A 24,758-nucleotide genomic window follows, 5' to 3' on the forward strand; every position below is an offset into this window, starting at 1 on the left:
CAAAATCTGTCGAATATCTGTGAAATTATGCTAACTAAACGAAAAATAATTCTCGTCACCGGCCTGTTCCTCTGTCTGCTCATATCGATCCGTTTAATTTGGATTTATATGACCCTCCCTCCCGATCATCCTGCGATCGTGCAAGGGCAATTGGATTTGCGGGGGTATAACCTGGCAGACTCGGAGGCCATCAGGCTGGATGGCGAATGGGAATTTTATGCTCATCAATTACGAATACGCGGCCCAGAAAATGCGGAAGCAGCCAAAGGGCAGGCGTTCATTCAGGTGCCTGGAAACTGGAATACGGTGTTATCCCCGCAGGCGGATTCAGCGTATGGTTACGGAACGTATCGTCTGCGTATATTCATCGATTCAGTTAAAAGCCAAACGTACGGCATCCGCTTGAAGAACATTCCGTCGGCTTCCGCCGTGTATGTGGACGGAGAGCTTGTGGCTCAAGCAGGACAGCCAGCACCAGAGGAGGAAGGCTACATAGCACGCAACGTGCCTTATTCAGCGTCCTTCATATCCGACAAGCCAGTGATCGATATTGCTATTCAAGTCGCGAACTATGATTCATCGAGCTCGGGAGGCATTCTTGGCTTCATTTCATTTGGCACGGAGAAAGTGGTAAGCAAGGAAACGGCAGTTAGCCTCCATTTGCAAATAATAGTCGTTATTATTTATTTACTGCATACCGTGTATGCTTTTATTTTGTATTTTATTGGCTTGCGGCAGCGGGGCTTGCTGTTTTTCGCCGGCGCTATGTTCTTCTCTGCACTTTGGCTCCTAGTATCGGATGATATGCTGCTGATGGTCTGGCTGCCAATGAACAATGATTGGAGCTTAAAGATCCAGTTTCTTTCCTATATGGGTGCTGCAATATTTATGCTGGAATTTACGAAGCGCTTATTAACCGAATACCGGAATGTGCGAATTTTTCGCTGGTATACATCGCTCGGCATGTTGTTTGCGGTATATGTGCTGCTTGCGCCAGCCTCTTATGTATTAGCGGTAGCTGGCTTGCTCGGTATTTATATTTTGCTTCCCTTCCTCGTCAATCCGGTCATCACCTTGCGAACCGCGATGAGAAGCGATAAGGATGCGATTGCGCTGCTGCTCGGTGTGGCTGCGATGTCGAACAATATCATTTGGAGCGTTGCGAAGGATACAATTGGCGTAGAAAGCTCCTACTACCCAGTCGATCTGGTCGTCTCCTTTCTCGGGTTCGTAGCGTATTGGTTTAAGCAATACATTCATACCTTCGCCCAGTCGAAGCAGTTATCCGAGGAGCTGCAGCAGGCGGACAAGCAAAAGGATGATTTTCTGGCGAACACGTCCCATGAGCTGCGAAATCCGCTGCACGGCATGCTGAATATGACACAAATTGTGCTGGATAGAGACAAGCAGGCGCTCAGTGATCAAAGCGTGAAGCAATTGGAGCTTATTTTAACGGTCGGCCGCCGGATGTCATTTATGTTGAATGATCTGATAGACTTGACCCAACTGAAAGAACAGCGTATTCGGCTGAATCGAGGCAGCCAGCAGGTACAGAGCGTCGCTGCTGGCGTAATCGACATGCTCCATTATATGGTGGAAGGCAAGCCTATTCGCCTCGCGAGTACGATTCCAGATGTATTTCCCCATGTCCTTGCGGATGAAAATCGTCTCATTCAAATTTTGTTTAACCTGCTGCATAATGCGATTAAATTTACGAGCGAAGGACATATTGCGATTCATGCCGTTCAGCAGGGGGGAATGGCGTACATAAGCATTGCCGATACAGGCATGGGAATGGATGAGGAGACGCAGCGCACGATTTTTGAACCGTATGAGCAGGGAGATTCGGGCATGACCGCTGCACCTGGCGGCGGAATTGGGCTTGGACTTAGCATTTGCAAGCATTTGGTCGAGCTGCATGGCGGAACGCTTGAGGTCCGTTCGCAGCCGGGGCAGGGCTCGATGTTTACTTTTACGCTGCCGCTGGCAGAAATGGGTGCTGCCGTAGAAGTGAGTAGCGACCATGACCATGAGCTGCTGCCGTCTGTTCCAGCTGCAGAAATGCTCGTTGCCGCTGCCGATGTCACAAACACAGCCTATCTAGGGGAGCAATCGCTAGAGCACACTGGCGATAGGCATCTACCTCTACCACCCCAAGCGAAAGATCGTCCAGCTATATTAGTGGTAGATGACGATACGGTTAATTTGCAGGTGCTCGAAAATATGCTTGGCGTGCGAGATTTTGACATTGTGTCGCTCACAAGCGGCAAGGAAGCACTAGCTCTGCTGGATTCGAGAAAGTGGGATTTGGTTATTACCGATATTATGATGCCTCATATGTCGGGATATGAGCTCACGCGCCTCATTCGCGAGCGTTATGCGCTCTCGGAGCTGCCGATTCTTCAGCTAACCGCACGCAATCGGGCGGAGGATATTGCCGCAGGCTTCCAGTCGGGAGCGAATGATTATGTGACGAAGCCGTCCAATGCGCTAGAGCTGAAATCGCGGGTGCTGGCTTTGATCCATGTGAATCGATCGATGAATGAGCGGCTTCGTATGGAAGCGGCCTGGCTGCAGGCGCAAATCCAGCCCCATTTTTTACTGAATTCGTTGAATGCGATTGCGGCTCTGAGTGTAATTGATTTGGACAAAATGCATGTGCTGCTCTTGGAGTTCAGCAACTACTTGCGGTCGAGCTTTGATTTTAGAAATTCAGAGCAGCTGATTCCTCTGGAGCGGGAGCTGGATTTTGTCCGTTCCTATTTATATATTGAGCAGCAGCGCTTCGGCAATAAATTGCAGCTACATTGGCAGGTGGAGGCCAGTCTGAAAAGTATGCTTCCGCCGTTGACGATCCAGCCATTAGTCGAAAATGCGGTGAGGCATGGCGTGATGAAGCGTGCTGCGGGCGGAAGTATTTCAGTGCAAGTGTTCGAACGCGATGATCAGGTGGAGGTTGCGATAATAGACGACGGTGTCGGCATGGATGCGGAGGTATTGGATAAGCTATTGGATAGAAGTTCCAGCGAGCAGCAGGGAATTGGGCTGCTAAACGTGGATCGGCGATTGAAGCAAATGTATGGACAAGGCTTGTTTATTCAAAGTGTATCTGGCCAAGGTACAACTGTGTCATTTAAGGTGATGAAGTAAGCAGGAGGGTTACAGCGGAATGGAGAGGAGAGGTTTGCCATTGTCTTTATCCACTGAGTATTTGCACTATGAGCCGTTTATTAAATCGCTGCCGCTGAAGTCTCGATATGAGCCTGCTGATTTGCTCGTTCCGGATTTGTTGATCGACCGAGAAGGGGAGGTTGAAATGTTCTATGCTCCTCACAACGAATACCGGAACAGCTCGGCGAGCCTTTTAATTGTCGGCATCACGCCCGGCTGGACCCAGATGGAGCTGGCCTACCGGACGGCAAAGCTCGCTTTGGAGCAAAATAAACCGGCGGACGAGGTGTGCAAAGCTGCCAAAATCGCCGCCCGATTTTCCGGTGCGATGCGCCGCAACCTGATGCAAATGCTGGACAGCCTGAAGCTGCCGGAGTATTTTGGCCTTCCAGACAGCGAGGCTTTGTTTGCTGAAAATAATCCGCTCCTGCATACGACTTCGCTGCTCAAATATCCGGTATTTGTAGCTGGGAAAAACTACACGGGGCATAAGCCCCCGCTTGCTGGCAATGCTTTCCTGCATAATTATGCGCTGAAATTTATTAAGGCTGAGCTAAAGCTGTTGCATAAGCCGCTTATTATTCCTTTGGGCAAAACCGTGGAAACGATGCTTAAAGAGCTTGTTGGCAGCAAGGAACTGGGGAATACGCTAGAGGACAAGCACTGCTTGTGGGGATTTCCCCATCCTTCCGGAGCCAATGGCCACCGACACAAGCAGTTCGCTGATGCGAGAGAGCAGATGGAGGCGAAGGTCGCCGCTTTTGCTGCTGAACGAAGTGGGCTGGCTTAGGTGTATTCAAAACAAATGACGGCCTTGCGCAGCTCTTTATCATAGAACAAAAATACATTATCCGCGCCATAAGCCTGAAAATAATATCCGGTTAAGGAGCCGATATAATCAAAGACTTCCCCGTTTGCTTTTTTGGGGACATGAAATAGATTGGTGTTTTCAAACTTGCGGAGCTCTTTTATCGATTCATTATATTTTTGCATAAATTCTTGGGCTTCATCGGACATAAAGGCGATATCGTCCCATATGCCATTAATTTCGGGATAGCTTAGTCCCCACCCATCCGCTTGCTTCTTGTTAAAATCCGCTAACAGTTCCTCAGCAGAGGCGAATTGTTCGCTAAATCGGGAGTAAGGGTAAATCTTCTGATTGTTTTGGTAATATTGCTTGCGGATATGATAATCCAAATCATTTTGCGCATAGGCAGCCTTCAAATCCTCATCGATTTCACTGTCTGCTGAATGCTCCTGCTGATGCAAGGTGAAGTAATTCCAGTCTGCCTCAAATTTATATTTCCCATCTATTACATCAAAACCTAGCATATCTTCTTTCGTGAAAAGGGTATGGTAGTTTTTCGTGCTGTCACCCACACAGCCATCATAAATTTCCTTGGCTGATATAATATGCAGCCACTCATCAAGCTCGGGATCGATGCATTTTAAATGAATCGAGCAAAGGGGCAAAAAGTGCTGGCGATGCTTTTCAATATCGTCATAGAAAACATCCTCATAAGCGGGAAACGGCTTAATAAAGGCTTCAGGAATGTTCATCCGGCAGTGTACCTCCGACCTGTTGGTTAATTTGTGGTTATGAAATGGATTCTACTCTTATAGTAAACGATCAGAGCTGAAAGCAAAACAGGCCGCCTAAAAGATTCACATAAATGTCCTAGTCTGTTGACTTTGTGAATCTAATTAGGATATCATCTAATTAGATAATTATTAAATTAGATATGAGCTAAATAAGACGCGTCTGACATTCGGTCTGGAGGTGGAAGTAGATGCAATTGGACAAAGTAGTCGCTTACCATAAAGCGCTTGCAGATCCAACCAGGATCAAACTATTAATTTTGCTATCGGAAGGAGAGCTTAATGGCCAGGTTTTAGCCGAAAAGCTAGGTGTCTCTCCAGCTACGATAACCCATCATGCTGCAAAGCTGCGTGAAGCAAGCTTGATTAATGAGCGAAGAGATAAAAATACGATCTTCTTTTCTTTAAATCACTACTTCATCAAAAGTAGTGCCACTGCTGCTGCGGAGTTAATTTACAAAAACACAAAAGTAAAAGGAGGTGGGGATATTTTGGAGGATGACAAAAACAAGCGGCTTCAGCAGTCTGTCGTTAAAAACTTTTTCACATTAGACAATAAATTAAAGCACGTACCCGCGCAGCTTAAGAAAAAGCTGATCGTATTGGAGCACCTAGTGTCTCGACTTGAGACCGGGCGCAAATACAGCGAAAAGGAAATCAATGCATTCATTAAAAGTTATCATGAAGATTTCGCCACCATACGCAGGGAATTTATCATGCACCAATTCATGTTCAGAGAAAACGAAATTTACGAATTGAACCCGCCTGAGATGTGGGCGAAATGGGAAAATCTAGCGTGAGAATATGCTCTATTTTAAGCTAAAGAAGGTGTAGAAGCTGATTCACTTAAAGTTAGTATCTGATCCGCTCTCGACAGAAAGTATAAACATTCAAAAGGCGATTATGAATTCACAGCCTCTGTTTAATCTCTTAGTCCTTGGTAAACGACTCCAAACGGACGAAGAGATTAGGGAAGAAAACAAGAAAAATCTCGAACATGGCGAAAAAATGTTTCACTTGATTGAAAATAACGAATGCGTTGGAATTATGACGTATCTTCCGCAAAATCCTAATGATCATCATCCGTGGATTGGACTGCTTATTATTCATAAGGAGCATGAAAGGGCAGGAATCGGAACGCTTGCATTGAAATTGTTAGAAGAAGAATGGGTAGAACAGTGCATAGACAAAGTCAGACTTTGTGTTCAGCTTGGCAACCATAACGGGGCTTCATTTTGGAATAAGAATGGGTTTCATAAAATCAGCGATGGTTTGGACAATCACAATAATCAAATTGATATCTACGAAAAAATTTATAGAAATGAGGAGGAGTGTGTGATGCCACAAGTGGTTCGCTTAAAGGTACATCCGTTATCCGAAATCGCTCATCTTAAGGTTCATGGCCGGACGACTGGCCAACTTGATCCGTTAACGTTATTTTGGACGGGAAGCTCGGTGGAATTAAATGCGCAAGGATCTGAGCTTTGGGTTGAAGTCGAGGTGAATTACGACCAGTATGAGCCTTGGATCAGCATCCTGATTAACGGTGTGCCGGTCAGCAGACAAATGTTAACGGCGGGCAGGTACTGGATTTGTATTTTTAGAGGCATGACTAAGGCCGCCATTAAAAATGTTCGTATCGTAAAGGATGTACAGGCGATGAGCGCGGATTCGGGCTGCCTCCTGCAGATTCACGCTGTGAAGTTTGACGGTGAATTTACACCGATTGCAGCCAAACCCTATCGCATCGAATTTATAGGCGACAGCATTACTTCTGGAGAAGGGACCATTGGAGCGAAAGCGGAGACGGACTGGATTCCGATGTGGTTTAGCGCCATTGACAATTATACGGCGATGACAGCGGAAGCGCTGAATGCTGACTACCGTGTCCTTTCACAAAGCGGATGGGGCGTACTTACGAGCTGGGATAACAACCCGCATGCCAATCTTCCTGATTATTACGAACAGGTTTGCGGTCTTCTTACCGGGGAGAACAATAAAGCTTTAGGCGCGCACGAAAAAAATGATTTTGACTCGTGGCAGCCGGATGTCGTCGTCGTGAATTTGGGAACGAATGATGACGGCGCTTTTCATTCTCCGGAATGGGTAGATACAGCTACTGGCAAAGCTTACAAACAGCGGTTAAAGGCTGATGGCACGTATGTCGAGGAGGATTTAGCGGCAATTGAGGAGGCAGCGGTGAGCTTTCTAATCAAAATTAGAAAATATAACCCAAATGCCCCTATCATATGGGCCTACGGCATGCTGGGTCAACCGATGATGCCGGCTATCTACCGTGCTGTAAATGCTTATCGGATGCAAACAGGGGATAAGCAGGTATCCATTTTTCAGCTTCCCAATACGACGGATGACACATTAGGCGCAAGACAGCATCCCGGCAGATTAGCCCATGCGAAAGCAGCCAGTGAGCTGGCGGGTTATATCAAAGAAGTTTTGCGTTCCTCTAAGCCTTAGTCGGGCGAAACATTGCTACAACCATTACCACAAGCAGCGGAACGAACAGCACCAGCCCCGTCCATATCGGATGAATTTCTGTGACAATGCGAGCCCACTGGGTGTTGCTGTCATAAGTGACGAGCCCCATCAGAAAACCCGCCAGTGCCAGCGGCATAATGATGACATTGTTGTCCTTTATGCCGCAAAGCTTGGCCATAAAGAGGCTGAGCACATAGAGGGAAAGCGTAGCTTTCATATAAGAGCCGAGAATGAGCGACATGCCGATAACGGACTCAATGCGTTGGATTATTTCCTGAAATTCAATAAGCCGGGCTACGGAAAATAGCATATAGGGCCCCGCCCCTGCAACCGGACCGAATACCATTAATGCACACACCGTCACAGCGCAGAGTACTAGCAAGCTGGCTGCGAAGGAGATGGACATCGTCGTCATCAGCTTCTTGTTCAGCTTGTGCCCTGCGGCGAAGGGCAGCAGCATGCCGAATAAAAATACTTCGGAGAACGGGAAGCCAAACGTATAATAAGCTCCAGCCGCTACAGGCGTCAGTCCTTTAGGCAGCAGCGGAAGCAGCTGCTCAGGACGGTATTCAGGGATCGCAAACAGCAGTACGATGAAAATGAAAAAGGATGTTAATAGCATAATCAGAGTGAACATTCGTGCAATCACTTCTATTCCTGCGCGGGCCGTCACAGCAGAAATGATAAAAATAAGGGAAGTAAAGGCGTACATCGGTGTTTCCCTCATCATCGCCCCAATCATGAACTGGCCTACGCCTACAACAATAGCTGCCTGCATTTGCAATAAATACGAGATAGTCAGCAGCCCTAACAGCACCGTCAGTACGTTGCCAATCATCTTGCGGCTGTAATCAATGTAATCCTGGCCGGGAAATCGGCGATTTAAATACAGCAGCATCATTAGGATGCCAAACCCGATCGCTCCAGACAGCAGCAGGGAAAGCCAAGCGGCGGCACCTGCTTTTCCAATCAGCGGGCCAGGCACAAAAATAATCGAGGAGCCGGTCAAGAATACGAATAAAAGCACGCCCATTTGAAAAGCACTGACCTTTTGTTTATTCAAGCTGATTCTGCTCCTTTCCTCGCCCAACCTAGCCTTTCACCCCCAGCATGCTGCTAATCTGTTTGGCAGGCCCGCCCAATAGCTGCTCAACGACGTCGAAATAATCGAACCAGTCTTTGTTCAAGACATAATCTATACTCATATACAGGCATGCCGCTGTAATAAATGAATAGAGCCAAACTGCGGGGCCTTTCATCTTCCCGCGTAGAGTGAGGCTGTCATACAGCAGCATGCCCCCGAATAAAACTGTAGCAATCAGTGCCCGCTCCCACATCAACATCATCCTTCCCGCCTTGCTACGATGCAGGTTTGCTGTTCATCGTCCCGCCCGTAACGAGTTTAAACTCTACCTTCACATCAATCGGCAGCTCCGCAAAGCGCTCATCCCAGTCCGGCTGAAGCTTGTGCCACGCCCCCGGGCTCTGGCGGTAAATCTGGTTGCCGATGCCGATAACCTCCAGCTTATTTTTTTGCAAAAATTTTAACGTCGCTGAAGTTTGTCTCAATAGAGCAGCGCTAAATTTTTCGAGGAAGGCTTGCTCATCCTTTTTGGAAACAATAGCTGTGCATTTTAGCTCTGTAATGGCTAGCTCCCCTTTAATTCGGTAGCTGACTATGGGATTTCCATCCTTCATTGTTACTTTGCTTGCTGTACGCAGAGCCAGCACTTCCGCTGTTTCTTTCTCGCCCTTCATGCCTTCGCAAGGAATCTCCAGCACACCAGAATGGTATTCATTTCGTAAAGCGAGCAGCCCCTCTACTTTATCGGGAGGCATTACCTTTTTCAGTTTTCCGTTCTTGATTAAGGCAAGCCCCGCTGTGGACAACGTCTGCTCCGGATTAGAATTTCTGTAAACATAGGAGATTACCGTGTCTGGATGCGCGCTTTCCTGTTGAAGAAGCAAATCGAGCAGGGAGGTGTCCATTGTTTTCGCCGCATTGAGATAGGAGAACTCTTCTGTTCGAAGAATTTGCTGCGCTGTCGTCTGCTCAATGAGCGGCTGCTTCTCGAGCAGCTTGTGAGCGGGTCCTTTGGATATAAGCAGCTTGACGCTGCTGCGCGGTTCATGGTCACGATAAAAAATATCGAGTGTTTTTCCGAGATCCTGATTTCTCGCCAGCTTCTCACCGACGATAATGACTCGCGTATGGCTCCATTGGGCTTTACGGCCCAAATGGATCGGAATATCGCGTATCGCCTCCATTACGGTATCATCTTGCGTATGAATGCTTACGCTGGACGTTTGCGTGGTTGCGGATTTGCCGGTTTCTACGGAGGCGGGGCGATAAATTTGGGTGAGCATTTCGATTTTTCCGTCCTTCGTTTCGTCGAGGGCAACGCCCATCACAAAACCGCGCTCGGTCAGCTCGTATTTGCTCCAGCAGCCCGTTAGCAGCATGAAACTCATGAATAGAGAGGCAATCAGTAAAATGCCGGTTTGTTTTTTCATGCAGATCCCATCTCTTTGATTTTTTGAGCTTCTTAATGCTTATGCAAATTTTGCGGCTTGCGCAGCAGCTTTTTGAGCGAGATTCTCATAATGACATCTCGAAGCTCGACCAGCCGAAAAGGAGCGAGCGGAGCCATATAAGGCTGACCAAGCGACCTAAGCTTGCACAGATGCAGCAAAATGAACAAGAAGCAAATCATCATGCCGAAGCCCCCGAGCAGCGCAGCGCAAAGCATGAGCGGAAACCGCAAAATACGGAGCGCAATCGCGATGCCATATTGCGGAATAGAGAAGGAGGCGATACCCGTCAGCGCCACCACGATAACCATAATCGGTGATGCAATTCCTGCACTAATCGCGGCATCTCCAATGACAAGGGCTCCAACGATGCTCACAGCGGAGCCGACAGTCCGGGGCAAGCGAACGCCTGCCTCACGCATAAGCTCAAAAAAGAACTCCATCAGCAGCGCTTCGAAAAAGGCTGGCAGCGGCAGACCCTCGCGTGCATTCAATACTGCTAATAGAAGCACGGTAGGAATCAGCTCAGGATGAAAGGTAGATAGCGCAATATAAATGCTTGGCAGCGATAAGGCGATAATAAAAGCGAGAATGCGCAGCCAGCGAATCATCGTAGAGATGATCGTCCGTTGGTAATAATCCTCGCTCGATTGGAAAAACTCGGTGAACAACCCGGGACAAAGCAGCATGCCGCCTGTTCCCTGCACCAGCACGACGATTTTTCCCTTTAGCAAACCGGCTACAGCCATATCGGTTCTTTCTGTATAACGATGCTGAGGAAAGGGGGAGTAGCTGGAATCTTCAATAAGCTGCTCAATATAGGACGTTTCCAAAACATCTACCGTCTTAATGAGCTCCATTCGCTTCTTAAACTCGGCGAGCATCTCAGTATCCACTTTGCCTTCCAAATATCCGAAGGCGACGGTTGTGTTGGTATCGCCGCCACCGCTCATTAGCTCAATTTTGAATTTTGGCGTCTTCAGCCGCAGCCGCAGCAGTCCTAAATTTTTCTGCAAGTTTTCAACGGTGCTTTCCCGCGGCCCTTGCACGACCGATTCATTGACGGGCTCATTGACCTGTCTTGTCTCAACGGACTGGGCTTTAAAGCTGAGTGCCTGATTCCAGCCGTCGAATAAAATCAGCAGCTGTCCGCTGGAAATACCGTCTATAACAGCATCTAAATCGTTTACGAGCTGTACTTTTTTACCGGAAGGGCCATGATTCTCGAAAAAAAAGCGGACGTCCTCAATGCCAGCTTCCATTCCAGGTCCGACCTCATGCGTTACAAGATCCTGCAGCGATATTTTCATATAGTTAATGGTATCGTCTTGAATAAGCGAGCTGTAATAGATCGAGCATGCTTTATGCAACATATCGGGACCGTAATGCCAATGCATAAAGATGATATCGGAGCTGCGGTCAAAGACAGATTCCAGATAACGAAGATTATCCTCCAGTATGGAGGTGAGCGGATGCTTCCCATCGCCACTGCCTGATTGACCACTTTGTGGTACGGTTGGCATCGTTTCCTGGGTGCTTGTCCCCGTATGGCTATTCTCGGTTGTCATGTGCGTTCACCTAGTTTCCATGTCCTGGTTTCTTACATTTACCAGTATGGCTTGTCGCCTGGAAAACTATACGACATAAAAAGACAACGCCCGCAGGGGAGTTGTCTTGATTTTTAAATTATTGCTGCGCGAGCAGCGGGGCAATGTGATGACGGAAAACATCTGCGGGAGGCTTGCCTCTTTTTAGCCTGTCATTGGTGACGACTGCGACGATATTGAGGCTGGGGATGACGGTAATCGTCTGTCCGCCGAAGCCTAAAGCATAATAAAAATCGAAAGCAGAAGGCGAAGCGGATTCCGAACTTGCTGCAAAAGAATCGACCCACCAATGCCAGCCGTACTGGCCAGGGCGAGGAGATTCAGCGGCTATTGCAGGATAGACGGAGCGCTCTATTAAAGTTTGGGGGATAAGCTGCTGCCCATTCCATGTACCTTGCTGCAAATACAGCTGGCCCAGCTTCAGCATATCGGCTGGAAGCAGCCGCAGTCCAAAGCCGCCTGTATGAATGCCCTGCGGATCATGCTCCCATTCATATTGGGAAATGCCTAGCGGCTGGAACAGGTAGCGTTCGGCAAATGCAGCAGTGGTCATCTCGCTTGCTTGTACGAGAATGGCAGACAGCATTTGTGAGATGCCGGAGTTGTATTCCATGCGCGAGCCAGGCTCATCCGATAACGGCTGCTCCAAGGCAAATTGAATCCAGTTTGACGTTTGCGTCATGCGGGGGAAGGAGTTTTGTCCGCCGAACTCCGTCCAGTTGAAGCCGGCAGACATCGTCAATAGATGCTCCAGCGTAATCGTTTGTTTTCGCGGGTCAGAATCTTCGGCAAGCTGGGGGAAAAATAAAGCGGCTGGCGTCGATGCCTCTGGCAGCAGCTGCTTGTCCATCGCGATACAAATCAGGGCAGAAACGACGCTTTTTGTACAGGAATTAACTTTTGCAATTTCTTCTCTCGTACGATCATTTCGGTAATGCTCGATAATAAGCTTGCCATTATAAGACACCAGGCAGCTCCTTAAGTCCAGCGGCTCAATAGCCGGGAGCAGTGATGACAGGTTCATCTGTATTTCCCTACTTTCCTCATCCATCTCGTTCTTTCGATTATAGGGGGTTAGCGGAAAAGAAACAAATGGAAGGATGAGCGATTAGGTACGGGCTCTCTGATTCCCACTTTGTAATTTAAGGCTGACTGCTGAATGCATAACGAATTTAGCCATGAAGCTGCTTGACTACTGTTCATATTGTTCATCGATATATGATTAAAATTAATATGTTGAACTGATATATACTTTATGTTAATATAAACTTGCGTAAAGAGATTTGCAAAGAAGGTGGGGAATTTTTTGAACAGCCAAGATGTGATTTTAGGAATTTTAATGGATGAAAATTGTTCGGGCTACGAAATCAAGCACAAATTTGAAACGCTGTTTTCGTATTTTTACAATGCCAGCTATGGGACGATTTATCCGACGCTCGGCAAGATGGAGAAGCAGGGATTAATTACGAAGGAGAGCATATTGCAGGATGGCAAGCCAAATAAAAATGTGTATACGATTGCGGAAGCGGGCCGGGAACAGTTTATGCTGTATTTAAAAAGCGATATCCAGGCTGTGGAAACGAAATCCGATTTTATGGTGAGGCTCGTTTTTGGAAAATGGGCAGATCAGGAGCAAGTGATTCAATGGCTGGAGAAAACGATCGCCAAACAGGAGGAAGAGATTGCACAATTAACGGCTGATTATGCAAATTGGAAACCCAACATGAATGCCACCCAAGAGCTGTGTATCACAATCGGTATTGCCAATCAGGAGAGCTCCCATCGAATTTTAGTAGAAGGATTGCAAAAGCTGAAAGCTCAATTATAAGGAGAAGGGGGTTCAACATGAACAAGGAAAAAACAGGGCTGATCGTATTGGCAATGGCACTCGGCCTGCTAATGTCGTCTCTCGACAACACGATTACCTCTGCGGCACTGAGCCATATTATTAAAGACATTGGCGGATTTGAGCAGGTCAGCTGGGTATTTACCGCCTATATGCTCGCTTCAACGAGCATGATGCTCGTTTTTGGCAAAATGTCCGATTTATTTGGCCGCAAACTATTTTATCTCATTGGCATATCGATATTCCTCCTTGGTTCAGCCTTATGCGGCATGGCGCAGGATATTACCCAACTAATCGTGTTCCGTGCTATTCAAGGAATTGGTGCGGGAGCGCTGCTGCCGATCAGCTTTACGATCATTTACACGGTATTTGCCGATCCGAAGCAAGCTTCCAAAATGGCCGGCGTTTTTGCAGGTATCTTCGGCTTGTCTTCAGTTGCAGGACCGCAAATCGGGACGCTGTTATCAGAGGCGTGGGGCTGGAGATGGTGCTTTTACGTCAATGTTCCGATTGGGATCTTGTCCTTCCTTGTATTGCTCTTTGCCCTCAAGGAATCCCGTTCGGAGCGAAAGCCAAAAATCGATTATTTAGGTACGGCTTTCCTCATTATTTGCACCATCTCCTTGATGCTCGCTTTGGAGTGGGGTGGGAAGGACTACGCCTGGACGTCTTGGCAAATTTTATCGCTGTTTGCGGTGTCGATTATCGTGGGCATGCTGTTTATATCCGTTGAGCTGCGGGCAGAGGAGCCGATATTGCCATTAGTTTTGTTCAAAAATCGGATGGTCGTCGGGCTATGTCTCGCCTGTCTCTGTCAGGGAGCGATTATGTTTTCGGCCATTGCTTATTTGCCGATTTTCTCAACTGCCGTATTAGGGCAGGAAAACTCCAACGCTTTGTTGACTCCGATGATGGTTTCGTTAATATCCGGAGCGGTTTTGTTTGGCTTTTTGCAATCCAAATTTGCTTATCGAACGCTTATTGCTTTCACAATGACAGCGGGAGTTATCGTCAGCTACTTGCTCAGTACGGTTAGCCATGATGCTTCCAAGTGGTATATGATTGGTCTTATGATACTGCTTGGGCTCGGAGCTATCGGCCCTTTGATGAGCATGTCACAGACAGCTATGGCGGCAAGCGTGGAACGCAAATACATCGGTATTAGCTCGTCCATCGTTGGTTTCTGGCGCAGCATTGGCGGCGTTCTCGGCGCATCAATCATGGCGACCATAGTCAACAATAACTTGAAGACGCTGCTGTCGGATGGAGCGGCTGAGCACCATATTCCACAGGATCAGATTGCGACGCTGGCGAATCCAGAGCAACTTGTGCGAGGGGCCGGCAATGTTCCGCAAGATATTGTTGCTTTCGTGCGTGATTCTTTGGGAACCGCGATAAACCATGGATTTATGCTAAGTATTGTCTTCGCTGTTCTTGGCATTGTGGCGGCCTTCGTTGCAGGCCCAGGCAGGCAAAGCATTCCTAATGCACAATCCGCTGCCAAGCAGGCTTCATGAGCAGGTTAACTAAGCTGTATAGTTCCAGAGCCTGAAGGTAAGGTGGTCGCATGAGGTTTAAGGTCCAATATGATGGTTTGGGAACAACAAGAACGACGAGCGTTGGGCTCGCCGTTCACCTGGAGGTATTGAATTGCTGCCGGGGATTTTGAAGCAATAGCAGCTTAAAGGATTTATAGCGAGCTCAATAAATAAAACAAGCCTTTGCATTCCATTTGGAACGCGAAGGCTTGTTTTATTTCAAGAGAAGTACTGCCAAGTGTTATCTTAGTACATTGCGAATATCGCAGCAAAAATAAAGCCACCTACGCCAAGCACCGTCAGAAACAGTGGAGGAGCGGATAAAATAATGCCTGCAATCGCCATGCCTTTGCCGCTGGAGGAACGTTTGGAGGCCAAACCGAATATAAATCCGAGCAGGCTGAAAATGAAAATGAGAATAGCAGAAATTATGACGCTTGCCATTCCAGCTGTATCACTGGCATAGGGATTTAGTGCCGTTCCGATAAAACTAAACAAGCCTCCAACGCACAGCAATACGCTGATAATGCCAAAAATAAGCGATATAATCGCTAAGGCCAGCCTATTTTTTGGCTGATTCTTGTTCGCTGCTGGTGCAGCCTGTGGTGCGGGTTGCCCAGCAGCAGGAGGAGCGGCTTGACGTGCTGCTGCAGTTGCTTGTCCGGCAGCAACTCGCGGATTGGCAACTGGCCGCCCTGTTTGGGCACTGGTAGGTCGCGCAGCCGAGGGTTGCCCAGGTCTATAGGTCGTCGTTCCTGGTCTTCTAGGCGGTGTTTGCAAGAATAGGACTCCCATCTATAGTTATATAGTCTCTCTATACCTTTCAACATTCGTCAAAGTTTTCCAAAATCCTTTTTTGGGATAATTATTTTTTATTTATATTATTTTATATTAGCTTGCTACTAAACTAGACTGCCATTAAACAAGAATAGATTTAGTAAACGCCATGATTATGGGAGACAAAGAGCAAATGAATTAGCGTAATCTAACATAGAAGGTTAGAAGAAATTTCCAAAAATCTCAAAAAAAGCTTCACAAATGATAGACTCTCGTAGTAATATGAAATCAGCTCCAAGGGTTTGCAAATATTTCCTTATTAGGTGGGTGATAGGTTTAAACTTGACTGCCAGCAAAAAAAGGTAAACGGTCCGTCGCAATCGTCTCTCATCCCAGATAACAGCTTTGGCATCCGCCTGAATGAACAATCAACAGGAATTCGCTCGCGCTTATAACCTAGTATTCATATTGGAGGAGTGTATTTTTATGAAAAAGAAAGTAGCTTCTATTGTTGCAGGTATGCTCGTATTTGGTTCATTCGCTTCGATTGTCGCAGCGGAAGAAAATAACGATTCAAGTGATTTTTTCGCTGATTCCTCGCAAATTTTCATTACGGCGCCTGATTGGGTAGCTCCTTTAGCTGTATCGCCTGAGGAAAAGGTATGGGGCTATTTGGAAAGTGTAAGAGACCAATTAAATGTTGGCGAAGAGGGCAATATTCGTGATCATTTCCGTATTGTAGAACAGCAGACCAATAGTTCAACGGGAACGATCCATTTTAGGCTGAGCCAATATGCATCAGGCATTCCTGTATATGGTGCCGATCAAACGCTTCATGTTGACAGTGAGGGGCAAGTGACTTCACTGCTTGGAAGCGTTGTTGAAAATGTGCAGGACAAGCTTCCGCAAACGATCGCTCCGGTCATTCCGATTAGCGAAGCAGATGCGATTGCCGCTGCCGAGGCTGATGTATCGCAGGAGTATGGAACGCTTGGCGAGCCGCAAACGACTCCTAAAGCAGAATTATATTATTTTGTGCAGGATGGCGAACCGGTGCTGTCTTATATTACAGAAGTGAACGTGCTGGAGCCTGAGCCGCTGCGGGTTAGATATTTTATCGCGGCAGAGACAGGCAGCGTATTGTTTAAATATAATATTTTACATGAAATAACAGGTTCGGGAACAGGTGTGAACGGCGATAGCAAAACGTTTGAAACGAGGCTCGTGGGTTCCTCTTATCAGCTGTACGATGCAACGCGCGGGGGTGGCATTGCAACCTACAATGCAAATAATGGAATCTCGCTACCGGGGACGCTCTTCTCCCGATCAACGAACATTTGGACGGATGGGGCTGCTGTTGACGCTCATGCTTATGCAGCAAAAACCTATGATTATTATTGGCAGAAATTTGGCCGCAACAGCTTGAACAACAATGGTCTTCAGCTCCGTTCCACCGTACATTATTATACGAACTATAACAATGCCTTCTGGAATGGCGTACAAATGGTGTACGGCGATGGCGATGGCGTAACCTTTAAGCCGTTGTCTGGCGATTTGGATGTAGTTGGTCATGAGTTCACGCATGGCGTAACCGAATATACGGCTAATTTGGAGTATTACGGCGAGTCGGGAGCTATTAACGAATCGATCTCCGATATTATCGGCAATTCCATTGAAGGGGATAACTGGCTGATCGGGGATGATGTATACACGCCAAACATTTCAGGCGATGCGATTCGCTCGCTTGCTGATCCGACTTTGTATAATCAGCCCGCACATTACAGCAACCGCTATACGGGTTCCGCTGACAATGCCGGCGTGCATATCAATAGCGGCATTAACAATAAGGCGTTTTATTTGCTTGCACAAGGCGGAACGTTCAGTGGGGTGAGTGTTACGGGTATCGGCAGGGAGCAAGCGGTACAAATTTACTACAATGCGCTGGTGTACTATTTGTCGACCTTCTCTAATTTCTCCGCTACGCGTGCAGCAGTCATCCAATCGGCAACAGAGCTGTACGGCGCAACTTCTACGCAAGTAGCATCGGTTAAACAAGCTTATAATGCGGTAGGCGTATATTAATAGAATAGAAGTACAATGAAATAGAATAGGAAAGAAAGGCCAATCAGAAACTTCTGGTTGGTCCTTTTTATGGAAAAAATTTATAAGCTACATCATGAAAAGCTGCGCATTATCTTCTTGGCTGCTCTTGCCTATAACCAACTATCGCGCTATGCTTGTATTAGTATTTATTACATAAGTTAAGGATCGATAAAAATGAAAATCGGATTTTTGGATTCGGGCATTGGAGGTCTAACCGTCATGGCAACGGCGATTCAAATGCTTCCTGCCCAGGATTATCTTTTTATGGCTGATAATTTGCACGTCCCCTATGGAACGAAGTCGAAGGAAGAAGTCAGAGCCTATATTTTGGAGGCCGTTGAGACGATGGTTGGCGAGGGGATGGATGCGCTGGTTGTAGCTTGCAATACGGCCACTAGTATTGCTGTTGCCGAGCTGCGAACGATGTACTCTTTTCCTATTGTCGGTATGGAGCCGGCAGTCAAACCAGCCGTTGAGATGAACCGCAAGACAGGGAAGAGGGTGCTGGTGTTCGCGACACCGTTGACGCTTCAGCAGCCAAAATATTATGCCCTTGTCTCACGTGTGGACGATGAGGGGATAGTAGATTCCTTGCCCCTTCCAGAGCTCGTCCATTATTGTGAGGAGCTGCAGTTTGACAAAAGCATTATGAGCGACTATTTCCGCTCCAAGCTTGCTGACTATGATTTGGACCGTTATGGCATGATTGTGCTGGGTTGTACCCATTATCCTTTCTACAAAGGGCTGCTCCGCGAAATATTGCCGCCGCACATTCAAATTATAGATGGCAATGTGGGAACGGTAAAACGTCTTATGGCGCTGCTAAGCCGTGTTGGCATGGTAGGCGGCGTACGAAGCGGCAGCGTTCGCTTTATGTGTACCGGCAATGATGCTGCTTACATTGAGAAAATCCGTACCGCATTCGAATTGATTAGCGAGAGCAGCGTACAGAATGAAGAAATTATGAAAGAATAATGATGGAATAATAAATGAAACAGTCTAAAGCTGATGCCTTCTGCAAGGGGGCGGCTTTAGGCTGTTTGCTTTTTCCTCGTGTAATGCTTGGGAGAGAAAGTACTCATTTGAGCTTCGTAATCCAGAAGCCAAGCACGACGACGGCGAGCCCGGCGATCGTTTTCCAATTGGGCATTTCCCGCAAAAACATCATGCCAATGATGACACAGACCAAAATTTCAATGCCTTTCGACAAGGTGAGGGCGAAGGTCAAATTGCCAAACCCTTTATACATAAATTTGACGCCGAAGCCAATCATGACATTTGCAGCAAAAATGACGGGCAGCAGCTTGAACTGGTACCAAATCGTGGCCCAGAATACGGGATCAATATGCTTGCTTTGATAAGCGAATACGGCATTCACCGCGAATAATCCTCCAAGCAGTAGGGCGACAGCATAAACGAGCAGCATGCGTTTGCGGCTCCTTTCATTCATTAATTCCGTTGCGATTATATGTTGCCCAAGGGAAAGATTTTTAAAAGGAGGCAATTAAAAAAAGCACAAAAGCAGCCCTAAACGAATCAGCCCTGTCGTTTCCCAAGAGGAAAGAGACAGGGCTTCATCGAACGGATGACAGCTTAGCACATCCCGCTGAAATAATGCAAGGAATAGTTTGAAAATCGGGCATTGAAACATCCCACAGGATATGGTACCTTGGGCAGTATGAGAACGATGAGAGTACCAGAAGCCAATGAAATGAAGCTCACAACGGTGCTTCACGCGCTGAGCGACCCTGTGCGGCTTAAAATTGTTTTATGTTTGGCTCGGACAGGAGAGAAAAACTGTTCTTCTTTCGAGGTCGAGCATCTGTCCAAATCGACGTTGTCGCATCATGTCAAAATACTGCGCGAAGGAGGAATCATTCAGCCGCGAATTGAAGGCAAGCAGCATTATTATTCGATTCGTCGGGATAATCTGGACTTATGTTTTCCAGGGCTGCTGGATTCTATTCTGGCAACGGACGAGCAGTATATTTGAGAGAATTTGAGGGGGGAGCATACAAAAAAAGCGGCCGCTTGGCCGCTTTTTTGTATGTTCATTAACGTTTCTCGGATACCGGAACCGCATTGTAATATTCATCGAGCGTAATTTCGCGCTCGTTCAGCTCTTTAGCCAGCTCCTTGCCGACGTAGCGGATGTGCCAAGGCTCATATTTGTAGCCGGTCAAGCTGTCTTTCCCTTCGGGATAACGAATAATGTAGCCATACTCCCAGGCATGATCAGCGAGCCAGCCTGCTTCAGGCGTACCCGCAAAACAATCCTCCGCAGCACATTTGCCATCCGCTCCCGTAACATCAATTGCAAGGCCGGTCTGATGCTCACTCGTGCCTGGAACAGCGCTGTACATGCGAGCGGCTTCTTCGCCATCTTTTTTCACATAATTGTCGAACAGCGTTTTCTGGCGATCATAAGAACGGTAGCCGGAAACGCCAGCGAGTTGAATGCCATCACCAGATGCTCCGGCGAATAATTGCTCCAAAGCGTCAGCCGCTTCCTTGCGCAGCATGCGCTTGTCGATTTTCTCAGTGAAGGTGAACGCTACATCGGGATATACCAAATCCTGCGGCTCGTAGCCTTCTGGCAAGCTGTATTGCTTATTTACGAGCACGACGGCTGCCGTAGGGTTCGCTACGACAAGCAAATCGTCAACCGTACCTGACGTTTCCTGCACGGCGGTATCCCCCGCTTCCCCAGCAGCATCGGTATTCGTATTGCTTGCTGGCGATTGGCTCGCTATAGGCGATACGGTTTCCTGCGCGCCAGTGCAGCCAAAGGCAAACAGCAGCAGCAGAACCATCAAAGCTTGTCCTGTCCTTTTCATCCTCATGTTTAAAAACGCCTCCTCATGTGATCCCTATGACGAATTATAACGGGTACTTGTTTCGAAAAATGCAGAAAATGTATCGAAATTGTAACATTTTTATCCGTAAAAGCATGAGCGTGTTTCAGTCAAGCTGAAACACCGTTCGTACCCTATGGTAAAATGGAAGCATTAATGTACGCATTATGTGCAAGAGGGGTGCCGGATGAATATAAACAGGATAGCAGGGCTTCGCCTGCAAAATCAAGGGATCGCATCAACTGAAAGCAATTGGTCGCCTAAACAGGTAGTAGGGCAGCTCGGTGCAGTGCAGGCTCAGGATTATATGCAGGCCATGTGGGCGATTGGACTGCGCTCGCCTGGGGCGACATTGTCCAAGGTGGAGCAGAGCATTAAGGACCGCGAGATGGTACTGACCTGGACGCAGCGCGGAACGATTCATTTTGTGCCAACAGAGGATGTATTATGGCGGTTGTCCCTTGCTGCCCCGCGTTTGCTTCAGCAGTCGAGACGGCGGAGGGAGCAGCTGGAGTTAGATGATGCAACGCTTGCGCGCAGCGAAAGCTTGATTCGCAATAGGCTGCAAGGGGGAGTACAGGTTTCGCGCGGAGAACTGCTAGAGCAATTGGAGCGGGCGGGCATACGCACGGACAACCAGCGGGGTTATCACATTTTATGGCATAGCGCCTATAAAGGGCTGATTTGCTTTGGACCGATAAGCGGCAAGCAGCAAACGTTCGTTTTGCTTGATGAATGGGTACCAGATGCGCAGCAATTGACGCGTGAACATGCGCTTGCCAAGCTCGCTTTGCGCTATTTTACCGCTCATGGCCCTGCTACCGTTCATGATTTTGCCTGGTGGTCAGGGATGACGCTTGGCGATGCAAGGGAAGGACTGGAAGCCATAAAAGGCCAGCTGGATAGGGAGCGAATCGACGGCAGCGACTATTGGATGGTAAAGCAGACAGATGGTGCTTGGACAGAGCAGGGGGAAAAGAGGCCTTCGAAGGAGGAGAAGCAGGAAGACAAAGCTTCTGCCGTTTATTTGCTGCCGGGCTTTGATGAATATATTTTAGGTTACAAGGAACGCAGCGCCGTGTTGAAGCCTGAAATTGCTCAGCGGATTGTTCCTGGCAATAATGGCGTTTTTCTGCCGATGGTTGTGGTTAATGGACAAGTCGTAGGCACTTGGAAACGAACCGTTAAGAAGAAGGGAGTCGATGTCGTCATTCATCCCTTCGAGCCTCTTGATGAATTTAAGGAGGGCATTGAACAGCGTGCAGAAGCTTATGCGAAATTCATGGAGCTGCCGCTGGGGAGGCTGGCGTTTGAGCAGGTGGTTAAGTAAGGTGCAAAAAAATTACGTCTTCAAAGCGAGCGAGAGCTTTCAATAATTCGCGGCAAATCATAGCTTGATGCACATCATCCCTACATTTTTTCTAAAATGGAATTATCCAATCCAATTGTGTGTAGTTCCATTGTGCTTTTTGATGAAAACGGATGGATTAAAAAAATAAAAGAATTCACTTTATTCCACTTTGCATAAAAGTGAAAATCTGATACGATATATATTATAGTCTATAGATTTAGTAAGGATTAAAGGGAGGCACTTTTTTCATGGACAAATTGATGCTTGATTCCATAGATGCAATGACACATCTGGATCAACTCGAGGCTGAGGCGATTTATATTATTCGAGAAGTAGCGGCGGAAAGTGAAAATCCCGTGATGCTGTACTCGATCGGTAAGGATAGCTCCGTGATGCTGCATTTGGCGCTGAAAGCATTTTATCCGGAGAAGCCGCCGTTTCCTTTCATGCATATTGATACAACGTGGAAATTCAAAGAGATGATTGAATTCCGCGACCGCAAGGCGAAAGAATTCGGAATCAACATGCTTGTTCACTCCAATCAGGAAGGGATTGAGCAAGGGATCAACCCCTTCGATCATGGCTCCGCCTATACTGATATTATGAAAACCCAAGCCCTGAAGCAGGGCCTAGACAAATACGGATTTACAGCTGCTTTTGGCGGTGGAAGACGTGATGAGGAAAAGTCACGTGCGAAGGAGCGGATTTTCTCATTCCGTAATAAAAATCATGCCTGGGATCCGAAAAACCAGCGGCCGGAAATGTGGAAGCTTTTCAACACAAGAATTAATAAGGGTGAAAGCATCCGCGTATTCCCGATTTCCAACTGGACAGAAAAAGATATTTGGCAATACATTCGCAGAGAGAACATTGATATTGTTCCGCTCTATTTAGCGAAAGAAAGGCCTGTCGTTAATCGCGATGGACAGATCATCATGGCGGATGATGAGCGGATGAAGCTCGAGCCGGGTGAGAAGATTGAAATGATGAAGATGAGATTTCGCACATTAGGCTGCTATCCGCTGACTGGCGGCGCCCAGTCAGATGCGGACACGCTGGATGCTATTATTGAAGAAACACTTGGTGCGGTATCATCCGAACGGACAACAAGGGTGATCGACCAGGAAGAAGCGGGAAGCATGGAAAGACGTAAACGGGAGGGCTATTTCTAAGATGAAGAGTCTGCTTAAATTTATTACTTGTGGCAGTGTGGATGACGGCAAATCCACATTGATTGGACATATGCTTTATGAGGCTAAGCTTTTGTTCGCCGACCAGGAGAGAGCATTGGAGCTGGACAGCAGGCTGGGCAGCCGCGGCGGCAAAATTGACTACTCCTTGCTTCTTGACGGGCTGATAGCCGAACGTGAGCAAGGGATTACGATTGATGTCGCTTATCGGTATTTTACGACGGATCACCGTTCGTTCATAGTAGCGGACACGCCGGGGCACGAAGAATATACACGCAACATGGCCGTAGGCGCATCTTTTGCGGATCTTGCCATTATTCTGGTGGACGCAACGAAAGGGATTATTACTCAAACGAAGCGCCATACCCGGATTTGCGCCCTCATGGGGATTAAGCATCTGGTGTTGGCGGTAAACAAAATGGATTTGGTGGATTTTGATACGAAGATTTTTGATGAAATCAAAGAAGACTTCTCTCGCATCTCCGCTGAATTCCAGTTTGAAAGCATTCAGGTGATCCCTGTTTCTGCAACAGAAGGGGATAACATTACGAAGAAATCGCCGAATACGCCTTGGTACAAGGGTCTTCCTTTGCTACCCTATTTGGAGGGTGTTGATGTTCATTCGAATGATGACGTGAAGCCGTTTATGATGCCCATTCAGCGGGTATGCAGGCCAGACCACACATTCCGCGGATTCCAAGGTCAGATTGAAGCCGGCAGCATCGCAGTTGGCGATGAACTGACAACTCTGCCTAGCCGTGAGAAGGCGAAGGTTAAACGAATCTTTGTAACAGACCAAGACAGAAATTCGGCTCATGCCGGACAACCTGTCACAATTCAATTAGATCGGGAAGTCGACGTTTCACGAGGTTGTGTATTTACGAAGGACAATCAGCTCCAAGAGGCCGACAGCTTTAGCGCCACGATTCTTTGGATGGATGATTCTGTCCTGACGCCGGGAAAAAATGCTCTGGTGAAGGTAGGTACAAAGGTTCTTCCTGGTACTGTGACGGCGATTAATTACAAAATTGATATTAATACAGGCAATACAGTTACAGCCGATCATGTGGTTAAGAATGAAGTGGCTAAATGTGAAATTTCATTATCGGATGGTATTGTTTTTGATGCGTTTGAAAAAAATAAAAGCATCGGTGGATTTATTCTCATCGATCGTGTAACGAATATGACATCCGCTTGCGGCGTCATTGACGAAGCTCTTCAAAGCTCTGATAGTGCGGGCCAGATCGATACGGAAATCACAAGAGATGTTCGTGCCCAGCAAAAAGGACAGCAGCCATTAACGCTTTGGCTTCCTGGATCAGTTTCGGGCAACTTGGCTCTTGCGAAGGGAATCGAGAAACGGTTGGTAGCGAGAGGCTATCATACGATGCTAATCGATAACAGCTTAGGAGAATCTGTGCGGCAAATCGCGGGTTATGCGACATTGCTAAATGATGCGGGACTTATTGCATTGGTACTGGCCGGTTCTGCGAACGACAACGATCAAGCCATTGCGCAAGAAATAATCGGCCAAGCCTTTTTGCCAATCGATGTTGCTGTAAACAGCTCTTCGATCGAGGAAGCGGCCAATGATGCCGTAAAACGTGTTGTGAAGGCTCTCATTCAAGTATAGTTTCTTGTTGAATTCGGTCAGGATATCAAGAGAAGCCTAGAACGGTTAATATAAAACCGT

21 protein-coding genes and 1 pseudogene are annotated in these 24,758 nt (G+C 47.4%); 13 read left to right on the plus strand and 9 right to left on the minus strand.

The window, feature by feature from the left end:
- Positions 1 to 27 precede the first annotated feature (27 nt).
- Entirely contained in the window at positions 28 to 3,150 is a 3,123-nt protein-coding gene (locus AC6B99_RS29590) for a hybrid sensor histidine kinase/response regulator (RefSeq protein WP_496664878.1), read from the plus strand.
- A gap of 40 nt (positions 3,151 to 3,190) precedes the next feature.
- Positions 3,191 to 3,961, plus strand: coding sequence for a uracil-DNA glycosylase family protein (locus AC6B99_RS29595; RefSeq protein WP_494859786.1), 771 nt, complete (start codon positions 3,191 to 3,193; stop codon positions 3,959 to 3,961).
- On the opposite strand, the gene AC6B99_RS29600 is transcribed toward AC6B99_RS29595, so the two are convergent.
- Positions 3,958 to 4,731 (minus strand): siderophore biosynthesis protein, encoded by a 774-nt coding sequence (locus AC6B99_RS29600; RefSeq protein WP_494859788.1) that lies wholly within the window; start codon positions 4,729 to 4,731, stop codon positions 3,958 to 3,960. The two genes, AC6B99_RS29595 and AC6B99_RS29600, sit on opposite strands and share 4 nt — an antisense overlap.
- Positions 4,732 to 4,961: 230 nt before the next feature.
- Between AC6B99_RS29600 and AC6B99_RS29605 the strand changes: the two genes are divergently transcribed.
- From AC6B99_RS29605 to AC6B99_RS29615, 3 genes and pseudogenes are all read left to right on the plus strand, one after another.
- Positions 4,962 to 5,570, plus strand: a complete 609-nt coding sequence (locus tag AC6B99_RS29605; protein ID WP_494859790.1) for a metalloregulator ArsR/SmtB family transcription factor — start codon at positions 4,962 to 4,964, stop codon at positions 5,568 to 5,570.
- Positions 5,571 to 5,673: 103 nt separating this feature from the next.
- Positions 5,674 to 6,012: pseudogene (locus tag AC6B99_RS29610) on the plus strand (GNAT family N-acetyltransferase); the annotation flags it as partial.
- Between the two features lie 96 nt (positions 6,013 to 6,108).
- Positions 6,109 to 7,245 (plus strand): SGNH/GDSL hydrolase family protein, encoded by a 1,137-nt coding sequence (locus AC6B99_RS29615; protein WP_496664907.1) that lies wholly within the window; start codon positions 6,109 to 6,111, stop codon positions 7,243 to 7,245.
- Here the strand turns inward: AC6B99_RS29615 and AC6B99_RS29620 are convergent.
- The 5 genes from AC6B99_RS29620 to AC6B99_RS29640 all read right to left on the minus strand — a co-directional run bounded on the left by AC6B99_RS29620 (position 7,235) and on the right by AC6B99_RS29640 (position 12,429).
- Positions 7,235 to 8,329: a GerAB/ArcD/ProY family transporter gene (locus AC6B99_RS29620; RefSeq protein ID WP_056032591.1), complete on the minus strand. Its 1,095-nt coding sequence runs from the start codon at positions 8,327 to 8,329 to the stop codon at positions 7,235 to 7,237. The two genes, AC6B99_RS29615 and AC6B99_RS29620, sit on opposite strands and share 11 nt — an antisense overlap.
- A gap of 28 nt (positions 8,330 to 8,357) precedes the next feature.
- Positions 8,358 to 8,612 (minus strand): hypothetical protein, encoded by a 255-nt coding sequence (locus AC6B99_RS29625; RefSeq protein WP_155972681.1) that lies wholly within the window; start codon positions 8,610 to 8,612, stop codon positions 8,358 to 8,360.
- 13 nt (positions 8,613 to 8,625) lie between these two features.
- A complete protein-coding gene (locus tag AC6B99_RS29630; protein ID WP_496664879.1) occupies positions 8,626 to 9,780 on the minus strand; it encodes a Ger(x)C family spore germination protein in 1,155 nt (384 codons plus the stop codon).
- Between the two features lie 32 nt (positions 9,781 to 9,812).
- Positions 9,813 to 11,366 carry a spore germination protein gene (locus AC6B99_RS29635; RefSeq protein WP_496664880.1) on the minus strand — a complete coding sequence of 518 codons (1,554 nt, stop codon included), beginning with the start codon at positions 11,364 to 11,366 and terminating at the stop codon, positions 9,813 to 9,815.
- Positions 11,367 to 11,484: 118 nt separating this feature from the next.
- Complete coding sequence (locus AC6B99_RS29640; protein ID WP_496664881.1) at positions 11,485 to 12,429, minus strand: serine hydrolase domain-containing protein; 945 nt, start codon at positions 12,427 to 12,429, stop codon at positions 11,485 to 11,487.
- A 282-nt stretch (positions 12,430 to 12,711) separates the two neighbouring features.
- Between AC6B99_RS29640 and AC6B99_RS29645 the strand changes: the two genes are divergently transcribed.
- Positions 12,712 to 13,233, plus strand: coding sequence for a PadR family transcriptional regulator (locus AC6B99_RS29645; RefSeq protein WP_496664882.1), 522 nt, complete (start codon positions 12,712 to 12,714; stop codon positions 13,231 to 13,233).
- Between the two features lie 17 nt (positions 13,234 to 13,250).
- A complete protein-coding gene (locus AC6B99_RS29650) occupies positions 13,251 to 14,768 on the plus strand; it encodes a DHA2 family efflux MFS transporter permease subunit (protein ID WP_496664883.1) in 1,518 nt (505 codons plus the stop codon).
- A 267-nt stretch (positions 14,769 to 15,035) separates the two neighbouring features.
- Here the strand turns inward: AC6B99_RS29650 and AC6B99_RS29655 are convergent, their stop codons facing one another.
- On the minus strand, positions 15,036 to 15,569 hold the full coding sequence (locus tag AC6B99_RS29655; RefSeq protein WP_056028220.1) for an Asp23/Gls24 family envelope stress response protein: 534 nt from the start codon (positions 15,567 to 15,569) through the stop codon (positions 15,036 to 15,038).
- Between the two features lie 483 nt (positions 15,570 to 16,052).
- On the opposite strand from AC6B99_RS29655, the gene AC6B99_RS29660 reads away from it, so the two are divergent.
- Complete coding sequence (locus AC6B99_RS29660; protein ID WP_056028217.1) at positions 16,053 to 17,648, plus strand: M4 family metallopeptidase; 1,596 nt, start codon at positions 16,053 to 16,055, stop codon at positions 17,646 to 17,648.
- A 195-nt stretch (positions 17,649 to 17,843) separates the two neighbouring features.
- Positions 17,844 to 18,644, plus strand: coding sequence for a glutamate racemase (gene murI, locus AC6B99_RS29665; RefSeq protein WP_056028214.1), 801 nt, complete (start codon positions 17,844 to 17,846; stop codon positions 18,642 to 18,644).
- Between the two features lie 103 nt (positions 18,645 to 18,747).
- On the opposite strand, the gene AC6B99_RS29670 is transcribed toward murI, so the two are convergent.
- The gene (locus tag AC6B99_RS29670) at positions 18,748 to 19,095 is read right to left on the minus strand and encodes a hypothetical protein (protein ID WP_056028211.1); all 348 of its coding nucleotides are present in this window, start codon (positions 19,093 to 19,095) and stop codon (positions 18,748 to 18,750) included.
- Between the two features lie 252 nt (positions 19,096 to 19,347).
- Here AC6B99_RS29670 and AC6B99_RS29675 point away from each other — a divergent pair, with 252 nt between their 5' ends.
- A complete protein-coding gene (locus tag AC6B99_RS29675) occupies positions 19,348 to 19,662 on the plus strand; it encodes an ArsR/SmtB family transcription factor (RefSeq protein ID WP_056032582.1) in 315 nt (104 codons plus the stop codon).
- Positions 19,663 to 19,723: 61 nt separating this feature from the next.
- On the opposite strand, the gene AC6B99_RS29680 is transcribed toward AC6B99_RS29675, so the two are convergent.
- Positions 19,724 to 20,512 carry a M15 family metallopeptidase gene (locus AC6B99_RS29680; protein ID WP_056028195.1) on the minus strand — a complete coding sequence of 263 codons (789 nt, stop codon included), beginning with the start codon at positions 20,510 to 20,512 and terminating at the stop codon, positions 19,724 to 19,726.
- 199 nt (positions 20,513 to 20,711) lie between these two features.
- Between AC6B99_RS29680 and AC6B99_RS29685 the strand changes: the two genes are divergently transcribed.
- The 3 genes from AC6B99_RS29685 to AC6B99_RS29695 all read left to right on the plus strand — a co-directional run bounded on the left by AC6B99_RS29685 (position 20,712) and on the right by AC6B99_RS29695 (position 24,698).
- Complete coding sequence (locus AC6B99_RS29685) at positions 20,712 to 21,854, plus strand: winged helix DNA-binding domain-containing protein (RefSeq protein ID WP_496664884.1); 1,143 nt, start codon at positions 20,712 to 20,714, stop codon at positions 21,852 to 21,854.
- 269 nt (positions 21,855 to 22,123) lie between these two features.
- A complete protein-coding gene (gene cysD / locus AC6B99_RS29690; RefSeq protein ID WP_268795390.1) occupies positions 22,124 to 23,047 on the plus strand; it encodes a sulfate adenylyltransferase subunit CysD in 924 nt (307 codons plus the stop codon).
- 1 nt (position 23,048) lies between these two features.
- Positions 23,049 to 24,698 (plus strand): GTP-binding protein, encoded by a 1,650-nt coding sequence (locus AC6B99_RS29695; RefSeq protein ID WP_494859807.1) that lies wholly within the window; start codon positions 23,049 to 23,051, stop codon positions 24,696 to 24,698.
- Positions 24,699 to 24,758: the final 60 nt, after the last annotated feature.

The organism is Paenibacillus liaoningensis (assembly GCF_059609455.1).